Genomic DNA, 15,362 nt, shown 5'->3' with positions numbered 1-15,362 from the left:
TGAACGCCCCGTTATTTTTCCGTGATTTAGACGAAAGTGGGGCACTAGCCCCGCACACCGCTTCTCAAGTCTTGGTCGTCTTCTTCACCGGTGCTTTCAGCTCCGCCTTCACCCGCTCGGTGATCATCTGCACGATCGCATCCGCGTCATCGAGGTGAATATTGACGTCGCGCTGCGGGAACGGAATTTCGATCCCCTCCTCGGCAAACCGGTCGACCAGCGCAAAGCGGATTTCATTCTGCACGGTGCCGGAATTCGACAGGTCAGCCAGATGCACCCGCATCTCGAAATCCATTCTGGAATCGCCCAGCGCCTTGAACTGCACGAAAGGCTCCGGATTTTTCAGGACAAGCGGATGGCTGCGGGCAATGTCCATCAGGATGGCATGCACGCGGCGCGGATCGACCTTGTAGGAAACGCCAATGGGAATTTCGACGCGCCCCAGCTTGTTGCGGTGGGTCCAGTTGCCGACATTGCCATTGATGAAGGACGAGTTGGGAATGATGATCGACTGGCGCTGGAAGGTTTCCACCTCGGTCGCGCGCACGCTGATCTTCTTGACAATGCCGCCGACGCCGCTGGTTTCGATCCAGTCGCCCACCTTGAACGGCCGCTCGGCGAGCAGGATCAGGCCGGAGACGAAGTTGGAGACGATTGCCTGCATGCCGAAACCGATACCGAGTGACAGACCGCCGGCCACCAGCGCGAGGCTGGAGAGATTGATGCCCGCCGCCGAGATGCCGATGAGCCCGGCCATGCCGAGGCCGAGATAGCCGACCGCTGTGCGGATCGAGTTGCGCACGCCAGAATCCAGCTTGCCGCGCGCCATCACCCGCACATCCAGCCAGCCCTGGAACCAGCGGGTGAAGAAGTAGAACAGCGCGAAGAGCAGGATCCCGACGGCAATGGCCACCAGCGAGATCGTCACCGAACCGATCTGGAAACCGGTGGCTATGGTGAGGAACCAGACAGTCATCTCGCTCCACTGGAAGCCCCAGAGCAGCAGGATCACCGGAATGCCGAGGAGAAGCACGAAAATATTGATGATGATGCTGGCGATCAGGCCAAGCTGATCGAGTGTCGAGTCATCGATGCCGAAGCGCGTCTGCACCGTGCTGCCGAGCACTGTGCCGCCCAATGCATTCTCGTCGGCCACCGCGCGCGCCGTGAGGAAGCCCAGATACATCGTCACGAGCACGGCGCCATTGATGACGATCTGCTGCGAGACGAAACGGGCAAAACCGATATAGCCCAGCAACGCTGCGATGATCGGAATGAGGCCGATGGCATAAAGGAACAGCCGCAGCGGCCTTGGCCAGCGCCGGGCTTCGCCGGTCTCCTCGTTCTCCAGGGGCTTCAGAAACGCCATGGCGAGGATCAGCAGCCCGACCAGAACCGTTGCAAACAGGCTCTTGGCCACCGTCAGCGACAGGGGTGAGGATGCAATCTGGTTGACCGTATTGGCGAGATAATCGAGCCCCGTGATCGTCGCCGTGGCCGTGACCAGAACCATGAGAATGCGGCCCGGACGCGGTGCAACGCGCACCAGACGCCAGTTGGGCGCGCCCGGGCAAATGACGGCCTGGGCCAGGGCATGCACGAAATAGACGATGCCGATCACCGAAAACAGCGTGTAGATCAGCGACGCGATATCCGGGCGCAGCACATTGAAATAGCCGAGGAAAAAGTAGGTCGTGGCCAGAAACACGCCGACGGTCAGCGACCGCATCAGGGTCGACCAGAAGGCAACAGCCAGACGGCTCAGATAGGAGGGCTCTTCAACCGCCGGATCGCGCAGATAGAGATGCCCCAGCAACCGCTGGCCGCCGATGAGAAGCACCAGGGCGGTTATCGCGGCAAAGAAGGCGGCAGCCAGCAGGGACTGCCATTTGAACGTGATGACGAAGCGCCACCAGGACGAAATGAGCTGGTTCATCGTGCCCATTTCCCGGCCATAGGCTTCGATGACTTCGCTGCCGAGGGAATAGTTGATGTCGACGCGCTGCGACAATGTATTGGCAAAAAGCTCGCGCCGGGCATCGCCGATCGCATCGATCATCTTGTTGACTTCGAGCAGCTGGTCTTCGGTTTCGCCGAGAACCGCGTTGATCTCCGCCTTTTCCGTCGTCAGGCGGGTGCGTTCATCCGTGACGATCTTCGCTTCGGCCGGCTGCCCCTGCGCGGGCGGTGCGCCCAGCTGTTCCAGGCGGGCATTGATCTCGGTGATGCGCGGCCGGAACGAAACGCCGATATCCAGCAGTTTCTTGGCGCTCGCTTCCAGATCGAGGCGCAGATTGGCAAGCGCCGCGTCGGCATCGGCCTTCTGCTTGAATTTCTGTTCATAGGTCGAGATCTGCTTCTTCAGCGCGTCGATGGCCGGGCGCTGTTCGGCGACGATGTTCGATTTGACGGCGGGCGCAGGCGCTGGCGCCACGGGTGCCGGCTCCGCTGCGGCGGGCGCAGGCTCCGGTGCCGGGGCTGGTGCGGGCGATGTGGCTGCCGGGGCTGGCGCCGGGGTCTGCGCCAAAGCCAGTTGCACCGGGGCCGCCAGAAACAGAACGGCGGCAATCGTCAGAAGAATCTGCCGAAGGAAAGATGAGATCACGGGTTCAGATCCATTTATGAACAGTTTGCTTCGTCGATTTGCCCGTTCATGTCGGCACAATCAAGGCACTTTCTGCTTTCATTCTCGCGACTGGTCGGCTTGTTGACAGTGCTCGCCGCTATCGTGATGACCATTCCAGCAATGCGACAGTAGCATAATGTTGGGGTAATCATGCATCGTCACACCTGCGGCAGGCCGGAAACTTGCCAAAGTCACAATTTTGCTCGCCTTCGCCTCGCGCTCATCTTGACCAGTACAGATGCACACTGTTGACTGGCACAATCGGGAAACAAACGTCCAACCGCAACAGATTCGCTTTCGAGACCAGAAGACCATGATCATCAAATGCCCCTATTGCGGCCCGCGCGACGTCATCGAATTCACCTATCAGGGCGACGCGACACGCCAGCGCCCCGACCCGGCCTCATCCGATCAGGCCGCATGGAACGCCTATGTCTATGAGCGGGCCAATCCCATGGGCGCGCACCGTGAGTTCTGGCTGCACAGCGGCGGCTGCCGCCAGCATCTGATCGTCACGCGCGATATGGCGACCCATGTCATTTCGTCCGTGGGCTTTGCCCGGGATGCCGTTGCCGCCGGGAAAGGCGGTGATCGCCCATGACCGCGTCACGGCTCCCCAAGGGTGGACGGATCGACCGCGCCAGGACGGTGCGGTTCACCTTCGACGGCAAGGCCTATAGCGGCCATCCCGGCGACACGCTGGCCTCGGCCCTCCTCGCCAATGGCGTGACGCTGTTCGGCCGCTCGTTCAAATATCACCGGCCGCGCGGCGTCTTTGCTGCGGGCAGCGACGAGCCGAATGCGCTCGTCACCGTTCTCAACGGCGATGTGCGCGAACCCAATGTCCGCGCCACGGAACTGGAAATCCATGACGGCCTCGTCACCGAAAGCCAGAACCGCTTTCCCTCGCTTGAACACGATGTCATGGCCATCAACCAGCTGGCCGGTCCGATACTGTCGGCGGGTTTCTACTACAAGACCTTCATGGGCCCGGCCATCGGCCCGCTGCGCAGCACCAAGGTCTGGATGTTCTTCGAAAAATTCATCCGCCGCGCCGCCGGTCTCGGCAGGGCGGGCATTGCCGCCGATCCCGACCATTACGAGCGCATGAACGCCTTCTGCGACGTGCTGGTGGTGGGCACCGGCCCGGCCGGACTATTGGCTGCGGAAGCTGCTGCGGAAACCGGAGCGCAGGTGATCATCGCCGAGGAACGGCCGGTTGCCGGCGGCGCACTGCTCGCATCGGCGGAGCTGATCGACGGACGCAACGCCGCAGTCTGGGCGCGTGAAAAGGCGGCAGCGCTCGCGGGCCGCGCCAATGTGCGTTTTCTCACCCGGACCTCCGTCTGGGGCTATTATGACGGCAATGTCCTGACCGCCATCGAGCATGTCTCGGATTTCAAGCCGAACCGCACCAAGGGGCAGCCGCGCCAGCGCCATTGGGTCATCCGCACCGGCAAGACCATTCTGGCGACGGGTGCGTTCGAGCGGCCGATCGTCTTCCCCGGCAATGACTGCCCCGGCGTCATGCTGGCCGATGCGGTCAGACGCTATGCGGTCGAGTATGGTGTGGCTGCGGGAACCAATGTGACGCTGTTCACCAACAATGACAGCGCCTACGAGGCAGCCCGCGCCATGGCGCAGGCTGGCGTCAATATCGTTGCCATCGTCGATGTGCGCGCGGATGTATCCGGCGCCTGCATCGAGATTGCCTCGGCGGCGGGGGCGGAACTGGTCCTCGGCCACGCCGTCACCGGCACCCATGCGGGCAAGACACTCAGCTCCATCACCGTGCAGCATTTCAATGCGCAGACCGGCCATGTCTCCGGCGCGGCGCGGGAAATCAAGACCGATTGCCTCGGCGTATCCGGCGGCTGGTCCCCGGCGATCCATCTCGCCAGCCAGGCGGGCGGCAAGCCGGAGTGGGACGAGGATTTGCAGGCCTTCCTGCCGCCGGAGGCCAACCAGAACTGGGTGACGGCAGGATCCGCGGCGGGGTACATGGATACGGTCAGCGTGTTCTCCGATGGCGCGACCAAGGGCACCTCCTCCAAGATCAAGCCGAAGCTGCCTGCGGTCGATGCCCCGATGTTCGATGCATCGCCCGCCCCCGTGTTTGAAATCGAGCCCGCGGCCAAATCGCAAAAGGCATTCGTCGATTTCCAGCACGATGTCACCGCCGACGATATCCGCCTCGCCTACCGCGAGGGCTTCCATTCGGTCGAGCACCTGAAGCGCTACACCACGCTCGGCATGGCGACGGATCAGGGCAAGACATCGAATATTCCCGGCCTTGCCATCATGGCCGATGTGCGCGGCATTACCATTCCGGAGGCGGGCACCACCCGCTTCCGCCCGCCCTTCACGCCGGTATCCTTCGGTGCTATCGCCGGCGAACGCTATGGCGACCTGCGGCCGCACCGGCTGACCCCGATGCATGACTGGCATCTCGCCAACAGCGCCAGGACCTATGAAGCCGGCCTGTGGCACCGCCCGATGATCTATGGCAGCCATGGCGAAACGGTCGAACAGGCCTATGTGCGTGAAGCGCGCGCGGTGCGCCAGAGCGTCGGGATTGTCGATGTTTCGACCCTCGGCAAGATCGACATTCAGGGTCCCGACGCGGGCGAATTTCTCGACCGTGTCTACACCAACATGTTTTCCACCCTGCCGGTCGGCAAGGCGCGCTACGGCCTGATGCTGCGCGAGGACGGCATTGTCTATGACGATGGCACCACGTGGCGCCTCAGTGAAACACAGTTCCTGATGACGACCACAACGGCCAATGCCGGAAACGTCATGCAGCATCTGGAATTCTATCTGGATTGCGTCTGGCCGGACCTGCGCGTGCACCTGACCTCGGTGACCGATGTCTGGGCCGGGACGGCCGTGTCGGGCCCGAAAGCCCGGGCTGTTCTGGAAGCCTGCGTCACGGGAACCGGCGTCGACAATACAACCCTGCCGTTCATGGGCATCGTGCACGGCTTTATCGGCGATGTGCCGGTCATGATCTGCCGCCTCTCCTTCTCGGGCGAGCTGGCCTATGAAGTCTATTGCGGCGCAGGCTATGGCACGCAGGTCTGGGAAGCGCTGCTCGAAGCGGGCAAGCCCTTTGACATCATGCCCTACGGGCTGGAAGCGCTTGGCACGTTGCGTATCGAAAAGGGCCACGTCACCGGCGCCGAAATCGATGGCCGCACCACCGCGCACGACCTGCATCTCGACTGGATGCTGTCGAAAAAGAAGCCCTATATCGGCTCCGGCATGAAGGACCGCGCGGGATTGAACGATGAAAACCGCCTGTCGCTTGTCGGGCTGATCTCGCTCGACAACCAGTCGATCAATGGCGGTAGCCATATCGTCAGCGATGCAGCGCCGCGCGAACCTGCCGACAGCTTTGGCCACGTCACCGCCGCCTGCTATTCCCCGGCGCTGGGCAAATACATCGCGCTGGCGCTGGTCAAGCACGGCACGTCGATGATCGGCAACCGCGCCTATGCGACGGACCTTCTGCGCGGCAAGCACGGTGCCGTCGAGATCGTCAGTCACCACATGTTTGATCCAGAGGGGAGCCGGATGCATGGCTGAACCACAATCTCCCCTCGGCTACGTATTTGTTCCGGGTGACCATGGCAACTCCGCTGGCGGCATCGGCCTTGTCCTGACCGAGCGCAGCGACGTTTCCATCGTGCAGGTGACCGCATGGCGCGGGACCATTCCCGCCATCCTGACCGCCATCGGTAATGTGACCGGATTGAATGTCGCGGACAAACCGGGTGCCGGGCGCAGTGCGGGCGAAAAATCCGTCTTCGGTTTCGCGCCCGGACGTTATTTCGTCGTGAGCCCGTCCGCTGATCTGGAAGACCGCCTGCGCAAGGCCATACCGCTGGAAACCGGTACGATCGTCGATCTGACCCATGGCCGCAGCGCCATCCGCGTCAAGGGCCCGTGGTCGGAATGGGTGCTGTCGAAGCTGTTTGCCATCGACTTTTCCGAGCATGGCTTTCCCGTCGGCTTCGGCCGCGCCACGCTGCATCACGATATCCATGCCAATATCCAGCGGATCGACGCGGAGACCTTCGACCTCTACGTGTTCCGCACCTTTGCCCGTTCGTTCTGGCAGACGCTGGGTCATGCGGCGGCGGAAGTCGGCTACCGCGTCGAATGAGCAGTTTCCGGCTTGCCGCCCGTTATGATGCGAGCAGGCTCTTCGCCGGTTTTCCCGCGATATAGACTTCCGCAATGGTGCGGTCGTCGCCCATGGTCTGCATCAGGAACAGCTCTTCGACGAGCGTTTCCACCGTTTCCATGCGCAGGCGCATGGCCGGGGTGGAGCGGGCATTGAGCACAATGCAGTCCGCTTCCGCGCCCGGCGCAAACGAGCCGATGATGCCCTGCAGCGACAGCGCGCGGGCATTACCCAGTGTCGCCTGATAATACGAGCGCAGCGGGTGATAGCGCTGGCCCTGAATGTTCAGGATCTTGTAGCCCTCATCCAGCGTGCGCAGCATGGAATAGGATGTGCCGCCGCCAATATCGGTGGCGATGGCATGGCGCACCGGCGGACGGGACGCCTCGAGGCGCGCCAGATTGAACAGGCCGCTGCCGATGAACAGGTTCGAGGTCGGGCAGAAGACTGCAACAGACCCGCTGTTGGCGATGGCAGCAATTTCCGCATCGGTCAGGTGGATGCAATGGCCAAGCAGCGTCTTGGGGCCAAGCAGGCCGTAATGCTCATAAACCTGCGTGTAGTCCCGGCTCCATGGAAACAGCTCAGCCACGAAGGCAATTTCGGCGGTGTTTTCGCACAGATGCGTCTGCACGTGCAGATCGGGGTACTCGCGGGCCAGCGCCCCGCTCATCTCCAGCTGCTCCGGCGTCGATGTCGGTGCAAAACGCGGCGTGATGGCATAGAGCTGGCGCCCGGTTCCGTGCCATTTGCCGATCAGTTCCTTGCTGTCGTCATAGCCCGACTGGGCCGTGTCGAGAAGACCGGGCGGCGCGTTGCGGTCCATCATCACCTTGCCCGCGATCATGCGCATGTTGCGCCGGTCCGCCTCGGTGAAAAATGCCTCGACCGACGCCTTGTGCACGGTGCAATAGGCGGCGGCCGTGGTGGTGCCGTGGCGGATCAGTTCATCGAAGAAGGCCGAGGCGATGCGCTCGGGATGGCCCTGATTGGAGAATTTCTGCTCCTCGACAAAAGTGTATTTGTTCAGCCATTCCATCAGTTCGCCCGCATAGGAGGCGACAACCTGCATCTGCGGGTAATGGATGTGGGTATCGATGAAGCCCGGCATGATCAAATACGGGCGATGGTCGATGACTTCGACATTCCGGCCGTCCCCGGCGCGCAGGCGGGCATAATCGTCGATGGCCCAGATCTTGCCGTCGCGGATCAGCAGTCCGCCATCCTCGATATAGGTGAATGCGTCCGGGCTGGCATCGCCCGCCAGCGGCTCGTCGTGAAACGTCAGCAGACGTCCGCGTAACAGAAGTTCGGTCATTGCGTGGATTTTCCCGATACCGCAGAACGATACCACGCCACGATCCGGGACCGCTCGGCATCTGTCATCTGCGTCAGGTTTCCCGGTGGCATGGCGTGGCTGGCACCGGCGAACAGATAGACCTGGCTGGCATGAGCCGCAATCAGTTCGTCGGTATCGAGCCGAATTCCCTTGGGCGCGTGCATGATCCCCTCAAAGGACGGCTCCGCCGCATGGCACATGGAACAGCGTCCCATGACAGTGTCGCGCACCTCCTGAAAGTTCTGCGCGGCGAGAAAGGGCGCGGCGGCGCTTGAGACTTTTTCCGGTCCCTGCAGCACCTTCGGCACCGTCGACAGCCAGATGATGACGATGAACAGCACGACCGAGGCCAGCCACGTCCAGTGCGGATTGCCGGTTCCGGCGTGTTTCGAGTTGAAATAGTGGCGGATGAGCACGCCGATGATGAAAATCAGCGCGGCGATGACCCAGTTGAATTCCGTCGAGCTTGCCAGCGGATAATGGTTGGACAGCATCAGGAAAATGACGGGCAGCGTCAGGTAGTTGTTGTGGGTCGAGCGCTGCTTGGCCTGCTTGCCGAGCTTCGGATCGGGCGTCTTGCCGGCGATCAGATCGGCAACGACCTTCTTCTGGTTCGGAATGATCAGAAGGAACACGTTGCCGGACATGATCGTGGCGGTGAATGCGCCAAGATGCAGGAAGGCGGCGCGCCCGGTGAACAGATGCGTATAGCCCCACGCCATGACGACGATGACCGCATAGAGAATGAGCATCAGCGCCGTGTCATTGTTCGCCAGCGGCGACTTGCACAGGAGATCGTAGATCAGCCAGCCAAGGCCGATGGACGCGAGCGAGATCAGGATGGCGACCGGCGTCGAGACGTCAAGAATGTTGCGGTCGATGAGATAAAGGTCCGCACCGGCATAATAGACGATGCACAGAAGCGCGAAGCCGGAGAGCCATGTGGCATAGGACTCCCATTTGAACCAGATCAGATGTTCCGGCATGTGCGGCGGCGCGACCATGTATTTCTGGATGTGATAGAAGCCGCCGCCATGCACCTGCCATTCCTCGCCGTTCACCCCCTGCGGCAGGCCCTGATGGCGGCGCAGCCCCAGATCGAGCGCGATGAAATAGAAGGATGAGCCGATCCAGGCGATTGCAGTGATCACATGCAACCAGCGGGCGGCAAAGCTGAGCCATTCCCAGAAAATAAGGTAATCCATCGGGGCCTCATGCAAAGCATCACAATGCGTGTGTTCGCGGCCCGATGCAAGGTGATGAACTACTTGGAATCGTGAAAGATAATCCCGAGTGTATGGCGCTGGCCGCTGCGCACGCGGCTCACACCATGGCGCATGTTGACCCGGTAATAGCCGCGCGATCCCTTGACGGGGCGCTGGCTGACCGGAAAGACCACGCCGTCGCCCTGTCGCAGCGGCACCACCTCCGCCCGCGACTGCATACGCGGACGCTGTTCGGTCAGCACAAATTCGCCGCCGGTAAAATCCACTCCGGGCTCTTTCAGCAGAAACGCCACCTGCAGCGGGAACACGTGAATGCCATAGATATCCTGATGCAGGCAGTTGTAGTCGCCCGCGCCATATTCCAGCAGCAGCGGCGTCGACCGGTCCTGCCCGGCACCGTGGCAACGCGCGATGAATGCCTGATGCGCATCGGGATAGCGGATATCGATGCCCATCTGCTCGTTCCAGCGGTTGGCGATGCGGGCCAGCGGCGGATAGAGCGCTTCACGCAACCCATGGACAATTTCGGGGAGCGGATAGGAGAAATACTTGTACTCCCCCTGCCCGAAGCCGTGCCGGGCCATGACGATGCGCTTGCGGAAAATCGTATCGTCGGCATAGCTATCCGCCAGCGCCGTGCATTCGGCGCGCGACAGGACATTGCGCAGAATGGTGCAGCCGAAAGCCTCCATCTCCGTTTGTGCGGCGGTCCAATCGATCGGGCTCATGTCTGGCATTGCAGCATCCTTACTCACGCAGAAATTCCTGCACAGGAGACCGCAATGAGAGCCGATCAACCACCCGTTTCCTGCACAACGCACGATGAAAGGGCCTGCGCTTCACAAAAACGACAGTTTTTTTGTCCATGAGGCCGCGCACACGACGATTTTGAGTGACTCGGCTTGCCGGACTTCATAAATAGAGTCGCAACGGGGTCTGACAGACCGCGAACGGGAACTGTTGGAAACGCATATGGGCTTGAACAGAAATGGCAAATCAGAAAGGCGTGGATCCGCTCCGCTGCTGATTTCTATCTTCTGGCTCATTGCCACCCTGGGGGTCGTCTATATCGTCGCTCCCGAAACGGACCTGCGCAACAACCGTGCCAGCGCACCGGTGCGCGACGATGCCCGCCTCGCCCATGAGAGCGACAATCGCTCCGCCCCCGTGCAGAATTCCATGCGTATCGCTGCGCTCGAAGCCCTGCACCTGAAAATCAAGAGCGGCGTGCGCGCGGATACGAATTCCCATGACGGCATCGTTCCGGACGGGATTTCCCTGATTCTGGCCGGCGCGCAGCCAGCCACACCCTCCGAAACCGGTTCAAGCCTGGCGCTTGACCGCATCAGCGTTTTCAGCGCCCGGGCTCCCCCCGCCGCGCTTGCCTGAGGCAATCCGTTGCTCGGCAACGGTTCCAACGCAACACCATCGGCAGCCGCCCGGAACAGACGCGACCATTTCCCGGCAGCCTCGCCGTAATTCATGACGGAACACTGATATGCGCACTTCGAAATGGGTTCTTGGAACCTATATTTTCATCATTATTGCGGGCATCATCCTCGCACTGCCCAATATTTTCACCAAAGCACAGCTCGATGCCTTGCCCAACTGGCTGCCCAAAAAGCAGATTTCGCTTGGTCTCGATCTTCGCGGCGGTTCCTATCTCGTTCTCGAAGTGGACGCCGCAGCCCTGAAGAAGGACCGCGTCCGCGCCATGCTGGACGATGCGCGCAACAAGCTGCGCACCGAACGCATCCAGGCGCAGTCGGTCCGCATCGCCGGTGATTCCGTCATCGTGACCATTGCCGACCAGGCACAGCGCGACCGCGCCGTGACGGTTCTGAAGGAACTGACCGCCCAGGTTGCGCAGGTCGGCTTCGCCGCCCCGGTCAGCGATATCGACATCACCTCGGCCGACAACACGATCCGTCTCACCCTGACGGATGCCGGCATGAAGGACAGGCTCGACAACGCCCTGCAGCAGAGCCTTGAAATCGTCCGCCGCCGCGTCGATCAGGTCGGCGTGGCCGAACCCTCGATCCAGCGCGTCGGTTCCGACCGTATCGTCGTCCAGCTTCCCGGCCTGCAGGACCCGTCCCAGCTGCGCGCGCTGCTCGGCAGCACGGCCAAGATGACGTTCCACATGGTCGCCGACCGCAATTTCGGCGATACGCCGCCGCCCGGCATTTCCATCCTGCCGGATGCCAAGAATCCCGGCCAGACCTATCCCGTCGAGGACCGCGTTGCGCTCAGCGGCGAACGCCTGACCGACGCCCGCGCCGCCTTTGACCCGCAGACCAACCAGCCGATCATCTCGTTCCGCTTCGACAATGTCGGTGCGCGTCAGTTTGCCGAAATCACCAGCCAGAATGTCGGCCGTCCCTTTGCCATCGTTCTCGACGGCAAGGTGCTGACCGCGCCCGTCATTCAGGTGCCGATCACCGGCGGTTCCGGCCAGATCACCGGCAATTTCACGGTGCAGGATACGGTAACAACCGCCGCCCTGCTGCGCGCCGGTGCCCTGCCCGCGCCATTGACGGTCATCGAAGAACGCACGGTCGGTCCTGATCTCGGCGGCGACGTCATCAAGATGGGCATCCTGACCGGTCTTGTCGGCTTCGCCCTCGTCGTCGGCTTCATCTTCGTGCTCTATGGCACGTGGGGCTTCATTGCCAATCTGGCGCTGGCGCTCAACGTCATCCTGACATTCGGTGTCCTCAGCCTTATCGGCGCCACGCTCACCCTGCCCGGCATCGCAGCCATCATCCTTGGCATCGGCTTTGCGGTGGATGCGAACATTCTCATCAACGAGCGTATCCGTGAAGAAGCCCGCAAAGGCATCGGCGCCATGGCCGCCGTCGACCGCGGCTTCAAGCACGCCTACGCCACCATCGTCGATGCGAACGTCACGCACCTGATTTCCACGCTCTTGCTGTTCCTGTTCGGCACCGGCCCGATCCGCGGCTTCGCGGTCACCATGGTCATCGGCACGCTGATTTCCATGTTCACCGCCGTGACCGTCGTGCGCATCGTCATGACGGCCATCGTCCGCCGCCGCAAGATGAAGACCATCCACATCGAGCACGTGGTCAAGCTGGTTCCGGAGACCACCAAAATCTCCTTCATGAACGCCCGCTTCTTCGGTATCGGCGTCTCGATCTTCCTGTCGATCGCCTCGGTGATCCTGTTCATCCATCCCGGCCTCAACTACGGCATCGACTTCAAGGGCGGCATCCAGGTTGCCGTCACCACGTCGAAACCCGCCGATCTCGCCACCATGCGCAGCTCGCTGGAAGCACTCGGCCTCGGAGAGGTCGTGCTGCAGCAGGCCGGCGGCGACAATCAGGTCCTGATCCGCGTCCAGCGCCAGGATGGCGGCGAAGAGGCCCAGACGGCTGCCGTGACCAAGGTCAAGGCCGCGGTCGAACAGCTCGATGCCGGCGTGAAGATCGAAAGCTCGGAAGTCGTCGGACCGAAGGTCAGCCAGGAACTGGCGCGCTCGGGTGTCCTGGCGGTCATCCTCGCCAGTATCGCCATGCTGCTCTATATCTGGTGGCGGTTCGAGTGGCACTTTGCCCTCGGCGCGATTGCGACGCTCATTCTCGACACGACGAAGACGGTCGGCTTCTTCGCCCTGATGGGGCTGGACTTCAACCTCACGGCCATCGCCGCGCTTCTGACGATGATCGGCTACTCCGTCAACGACAAGGTGGTGGTCTATGACCGCATGCGCGAGAACCTGCGCATTCACAAGAAGATGCCGCTGCGCCAGATCATCGACATGAGTATCAACCAGACGCTGGCCCGTTGTATCTACACCTCCGTCACCATCTTCCTTGCCATGCTGCCCATGGCAATCTGGGGTGGCAAGGCCGTGGAAAACTTCGCGCTGCCGATGCTTTTCGGTGTCGTGATCGCCACGAGTCCGTCGATCTTCATCGCGGCCCCGATCCTGCTGCTCCTGGGAACATGGAGGGAAAAGAACCACCAGCACCGCATCGGATCGAGCGAGACACCGGCCGTGAAGAGCTGAGCGGAGCCTGATCTGAGCTCTCCAAGCTAAATATCTGCGGCGTATGAAAAAAATTGCATTTCATGCGCCGCAGAACGACAAAAGTTGTTTGCAAGACATCATGTGTACGCAATACTGAGGCAGTCATTGGCTGCAGACAGATTGACTCTATTATTTTTCATCACGACCCAGGGGGAGACACCGACATATGCCTCATGAAACGCCGCTGATTGCGACAATCGTTGTGGGCCTTGTGGTGGCCTTCATCTTCGGTGCGATTGCCAACCGTCTGCGCGTTCCTCCCCTTGTCGGTTACCTGCTTGCCGGTGTCCTTGCCGGCTCCCATACACCCGGTTTTGTTGCCGACCAGGAACTGGCGGCTGAACTCGCCGAGATCGGCGTCATTCTGCTGATGTTCGGCGTCGGGCTGCATTTCTCCCTGAAGGATCTGCTGTCGGTCCGGGCCATCGCCATTCCCGGTGCAATCGTGCAGATCGTCGTGGCAACCCTGCTCGGCGCCGGACTTGCCTGGATTCTCGGCTGGAGCATGCAGGCGGGATTTGTCTTCGGTCTCGCTTTGTCCGTTGCCAGTACCGTCGTGCTTTTGCGCGCCATGCAGGAGCGCCGCCTGATCGAGACGGAACGCGGGCGCATCGCCGTCGGCTGGCTGATCGTCGAAGACCTGGCCATGGTTCTGGCACTGGTGCTGCTGCCGGCCATTGCCGATGCCGTCAACGGCAAGAACCCGGCGGTCGAGGCCGCTGCCCATATCGCCAGCGACCCCATCGTCGCCTATTTCAATCTCGGCATCGGCGGCATCATCGGGCTGACGCTCGGCAAGGTTGCCGCCTTCGTCGCCGTGATGCTGATCGTCGGCCGCCGTGTCATCCCGTGGACACTGCATGCCATTGCCCATACCGGTTCGCGCGAACTGTTCCGGCTCGCCGTGCTGGCCATTGCGCTTGGTGTGGCTTTCGGCGCGTCGAAACTGTTCGGCGTATCGCTGGCGCTCGGCGCCTTCTTCGCCGGCATGATCATGAGCGAATCCGAGCTCAGCCACCGGGCGGCAGAGGAATCCCTGCCGCTGCGCGATGCTTTCGCCGTGCTGTTCTTCGTCTCAGTCGGCATGCTGTTCGACCCGATGACCATCATCAACGATCCGCTGCCGCTTCTGGCAACGCTTGCGATCATCGTGGTGGGCAAGTCGCTGGCAGCCTTCTTCATCGTGCTGGCGTTCGGTTATCCCACCGGGACCGCCCTGATCATTTCGGCCAGTCTGGCGCAGATCGGCGAATTCTCGTTCATTCTGGCGGAGCTGGGTGTCGGGCTCGGCATGCTGCCGCAGGAAGGGCGCGATCTCATTCTCGGCGGCGCCATCCTGTCGATCCTGCTCAATCCGGTTGTCTTTGCCGGGGTGGGATATCTGAAACCGTGGCTGGAAAAACGCTCCGCCTCGGCAACGGAAGCCAGCCCCGAGACGACGGTCGTCGAAGAACCCGACGTGGAAGAACTGCAGCCGACCACCCTCACCAACCACGCGGTGCTGATCGGTTACGGCCGTGTCGGCAGTCTGGTGGGCGATGCGCTGAAGGAAGTCGGCAAGCCGTTTCTGGTGATCGAAGATGCCGACAAGACCGTGGCAAAGCTGCGCGATGACGATGTGGAAACCATCGTCGGCAATGCCGCCAATGGCGATGTGCTGGCCGCGGCCAACCTTGCCGAAGCCCGGCAGCTGATCATCGCCATTCCGAATGCCTTCGAAGCCGGGCAGATCGTCGTCAAGGCGCGTGCCGCCAACCCGGCCATCAGCATCCTGGCGCGCGCGCATTCGGACGCCGAGGTCCAGCATTTGCAGGATCTGGGTGCCGACGCAGTGATCATGGGCGAGCGGGAAATTGCCCGGGGGATTGTCGCGCATATTCTCGATCTCGACAAACCGAAGCCGGAGGAGCCCTTATCGGCATAACCAA

Annotated in this window: 10 protein-coding genes; 6 read left to right on the top strand and 4 right to left on the bottom strand. The window is 61.7% G+C overall.

What is annotated here, in order from left to right:
* Positions 1-64 precede the first annotated feature (64 nt).
* Positions 65-2,605: a mechanosensitive ion channel family protein gene (locus tag RDL77_RS08010; protein WP_288192457.1), complete on the bottom strand. Its 2,541-nt coding sequence runs from the start codon at positions 2,603-2,605 to the stop codon at positions 65-67.
* A gap of 334 nt (positions 2,606-2,939) precedes the next feature.
* Between RDL77_RS08010 and RDL77_RS08005 the strand changes: the two genes are divergently transcribed.
* From RDL77_RS08005 to RDL77_RS07995, 3 genes are read left to right on the top strand one after another with little or no spacing between them, the layout of a single operon-like run.
* Positions 2,940-3,227, top strand: a complete 288-nt coding sequence (locus RDL77_RS08005; RefSeq protein WP_288192456.1) for a sarcosine oxidase subunit delta — start codon at positions 2,940-2,942, stop codon at positions 3,225-3,227.
* On the top strand, positions 3,224-6,214 hold the full coding sequence (locus RDL77_RS08000; RefSeq protein WP_288192455.1) for a sarcosine oxidase subunit alpha family protein: 2,991 nt from the start codon (positions 3,224-3,226) through the stop codon (positions 6,212-6,214). The genes RDL77_RS08005 and RDL77_RS08000 overlap by 4 nt, the downstream gene beginning before the upstream one ends.
* Positions 6,207-6,794 (top strand): sarcosine oxidase subunit gamma family protein, encoded by a 588-nt coding sequence (locus tag RDL77_RS07995; RefSeq protein ID WP_288192454.1) that lies wholly within the window; start codon positions 6,207-6,209, stop codon positions 6,792-6,794. Before RDL77_RS08000 ends, RDL77_RS07995 begins: the two co-directional genes overlap by 8 nt.
* 22 nt (positions 6,795-6,816) lie before the next feature.
* Here the strand turns inward: RDL77_RS07995 and guaD are convergent, their stop codons facing one another.
* From guaD to RDL77_RS07980, 3 genes are read right to left on the bottom strand one after another with little or no spacing between them, the layout of a single operon-like run.
* On the bottom strand, positions 6,817-8,133 hold the full coding sequence (gene guaD, locus RDL77_RS07990; RefSeq protein ID WP_288192453.1) for a guanine deaminase: 1,317 nt from the start codon (positions 8,131-8,133) through the stop codon (positions 6,817-6,819).
* Positions 8,130-9,359 (bottom strand): urate hydroxylase PuuD, encoded by a 1,230-nt coding sequence (locus RDL77_RS07985; protein ID WP_288192452.1) that lies wholly within the window; start codon positions 9,357-9,359, stop codon positions 8,130-8,132. The genes guaD and RDL77_RS07985 overlap by 4 nt, the downstream gene beginning before the upstream one ends.
* A 59-nt stretch (positions 9,360-9,418) precedes the next feature.
* A complete protein-coding gene (locus tag RDL77_RS07980) occupies positions 9,419-10,072 on the bottom strand; it encodes a 2OG-Fe(II) oxygenase (protein WP_374042690.1) in 654 nt (217 codons plus the stop codon).
* A gap of 280 nt (positions 10,073-10,352) precedes the next feature.
* Here RDL77_RS07980 and RDL77_RS07975 point away from each other — a divergent pair, with 280 nt between their 5' ends.
* From RDL77_RS07975 to ybaL, 3 genes are all read left to right on the top strand, one after another.
* A complete protein-coding gene (locus RDL77_RS07975; protein ID WP_288192450.1) occupies positions 10,353-10,769 on the top strand; it encodes a hypothetical protein in 417 nt (138 codons plus the stop codon).
* 109 nt (positions 10,770-10,878) lie between these two features.
* Positions 10,879-13,413, top strand: coding sequence for a protein translocase subunit SecD (gene secD / locus RDL77_RS07970; protein WP_288192449.1), 2,535 nt, complete (start codon positions 10,879-10,881; stop codon positions 13,411-13,413).
* Between the two features lie 187 nt (positions 13,414-13,600).
* Positions 13,601-15,358: a YbaL family putative K(+) efflux transporter gene (gene ybaL / locus RDL77_RS07965; protein WP_223612804.1), complete on the top strand. Its 1,758-nt coding sequence runs from the start codon at positions 13,601-13,603 to the stop codon at positions 15,356-15,358.
* Positions 15,359-15,362: the final 4 nt, after the last annotated feature.

The organism is uncultured Phyllobacterium sp. (assembly GCF_902479695.1).
GTDB classification, from domain to species: Bacteria; Pseudomonadota; Alphaproteobacteria; order Rhizobiales; family Rhizobiaceae; genus Phyllobacterium; species Phyllobacterium calauticae.
Note: the sequence above shows the minus strand (reverse complement) of the source record. Positions and strands in the feature narration are given on the sequence as shown.

What these genes read in the sequence shown, in the direction of transcription:
- RDL77_RS08005 (WP_288192456.1), top strand. Translation starts at nt 2,940, where the DNA reads ATGATCATCAAATGCCCCTATTGCGGCCCGCGCGACGTCATCGAATTC.
- RDL77_RS08000 (WP_288192455.1), top strand. Translation starts at nt 3,224, where the DNA reads ATGACCGCGTCACGGCTCCCCAAGGGTGGACGGATCGACCGCGCCAGG.
- RDL77_RS07995 (WP_288192454.1), top strand. Translation starts at nt 6,207, where the DNA reads ATGGCTGAACCACAATCTCCCCTCGGCTACGTATTTGTTCCGGGTGAC.
- guaD (WP_288192453.1), bottom strand. Translation starts at nt 8,133, where the DNA reads ATGACCGAACTTCTGTTACGCGGACGTCTGCTGACGTTTCACGACGAG.
- RDL77_RS07985 (WP_288192452.1), bottom strand. Translation starts at nt 9,359, where the DNA reads ATGGATTACCTTATTTTCTGGGAATGGCTCAGCTTTGCCGCCCGCTGG.
- RDL77_RS07980 (WP_374042690.1), bottom strand. Translation starts at nt 10,072, where the DNA reads ATGGAGGCTTTCGGCTGCACCATTCTGCGCAATGTCCTGTCGCGCGCC.
- RDL77_RS07975 (WP_288192450.1), top strand. Translation starts at nt 10,353, where the DNA reads ATGGGCTTGAACAGAAATGGCAAATCAGAAAGGCGTGGATCCGCTCCG.
- secD (WP_288192449.1), top strand. Translation starts at nt 10,879, where the DNA reads ATGCGCACTTCGAAATGGGTTCTTGGAACCTATATTTTCATCATTATT.
- ybaL (WP_223612804.1), top strand. Translation starts at nt 13,601, where the DNA reads ATGCCTCATGAAACGCCGCTGATTGCGACAATCGTTGTGGGCCTTGTG.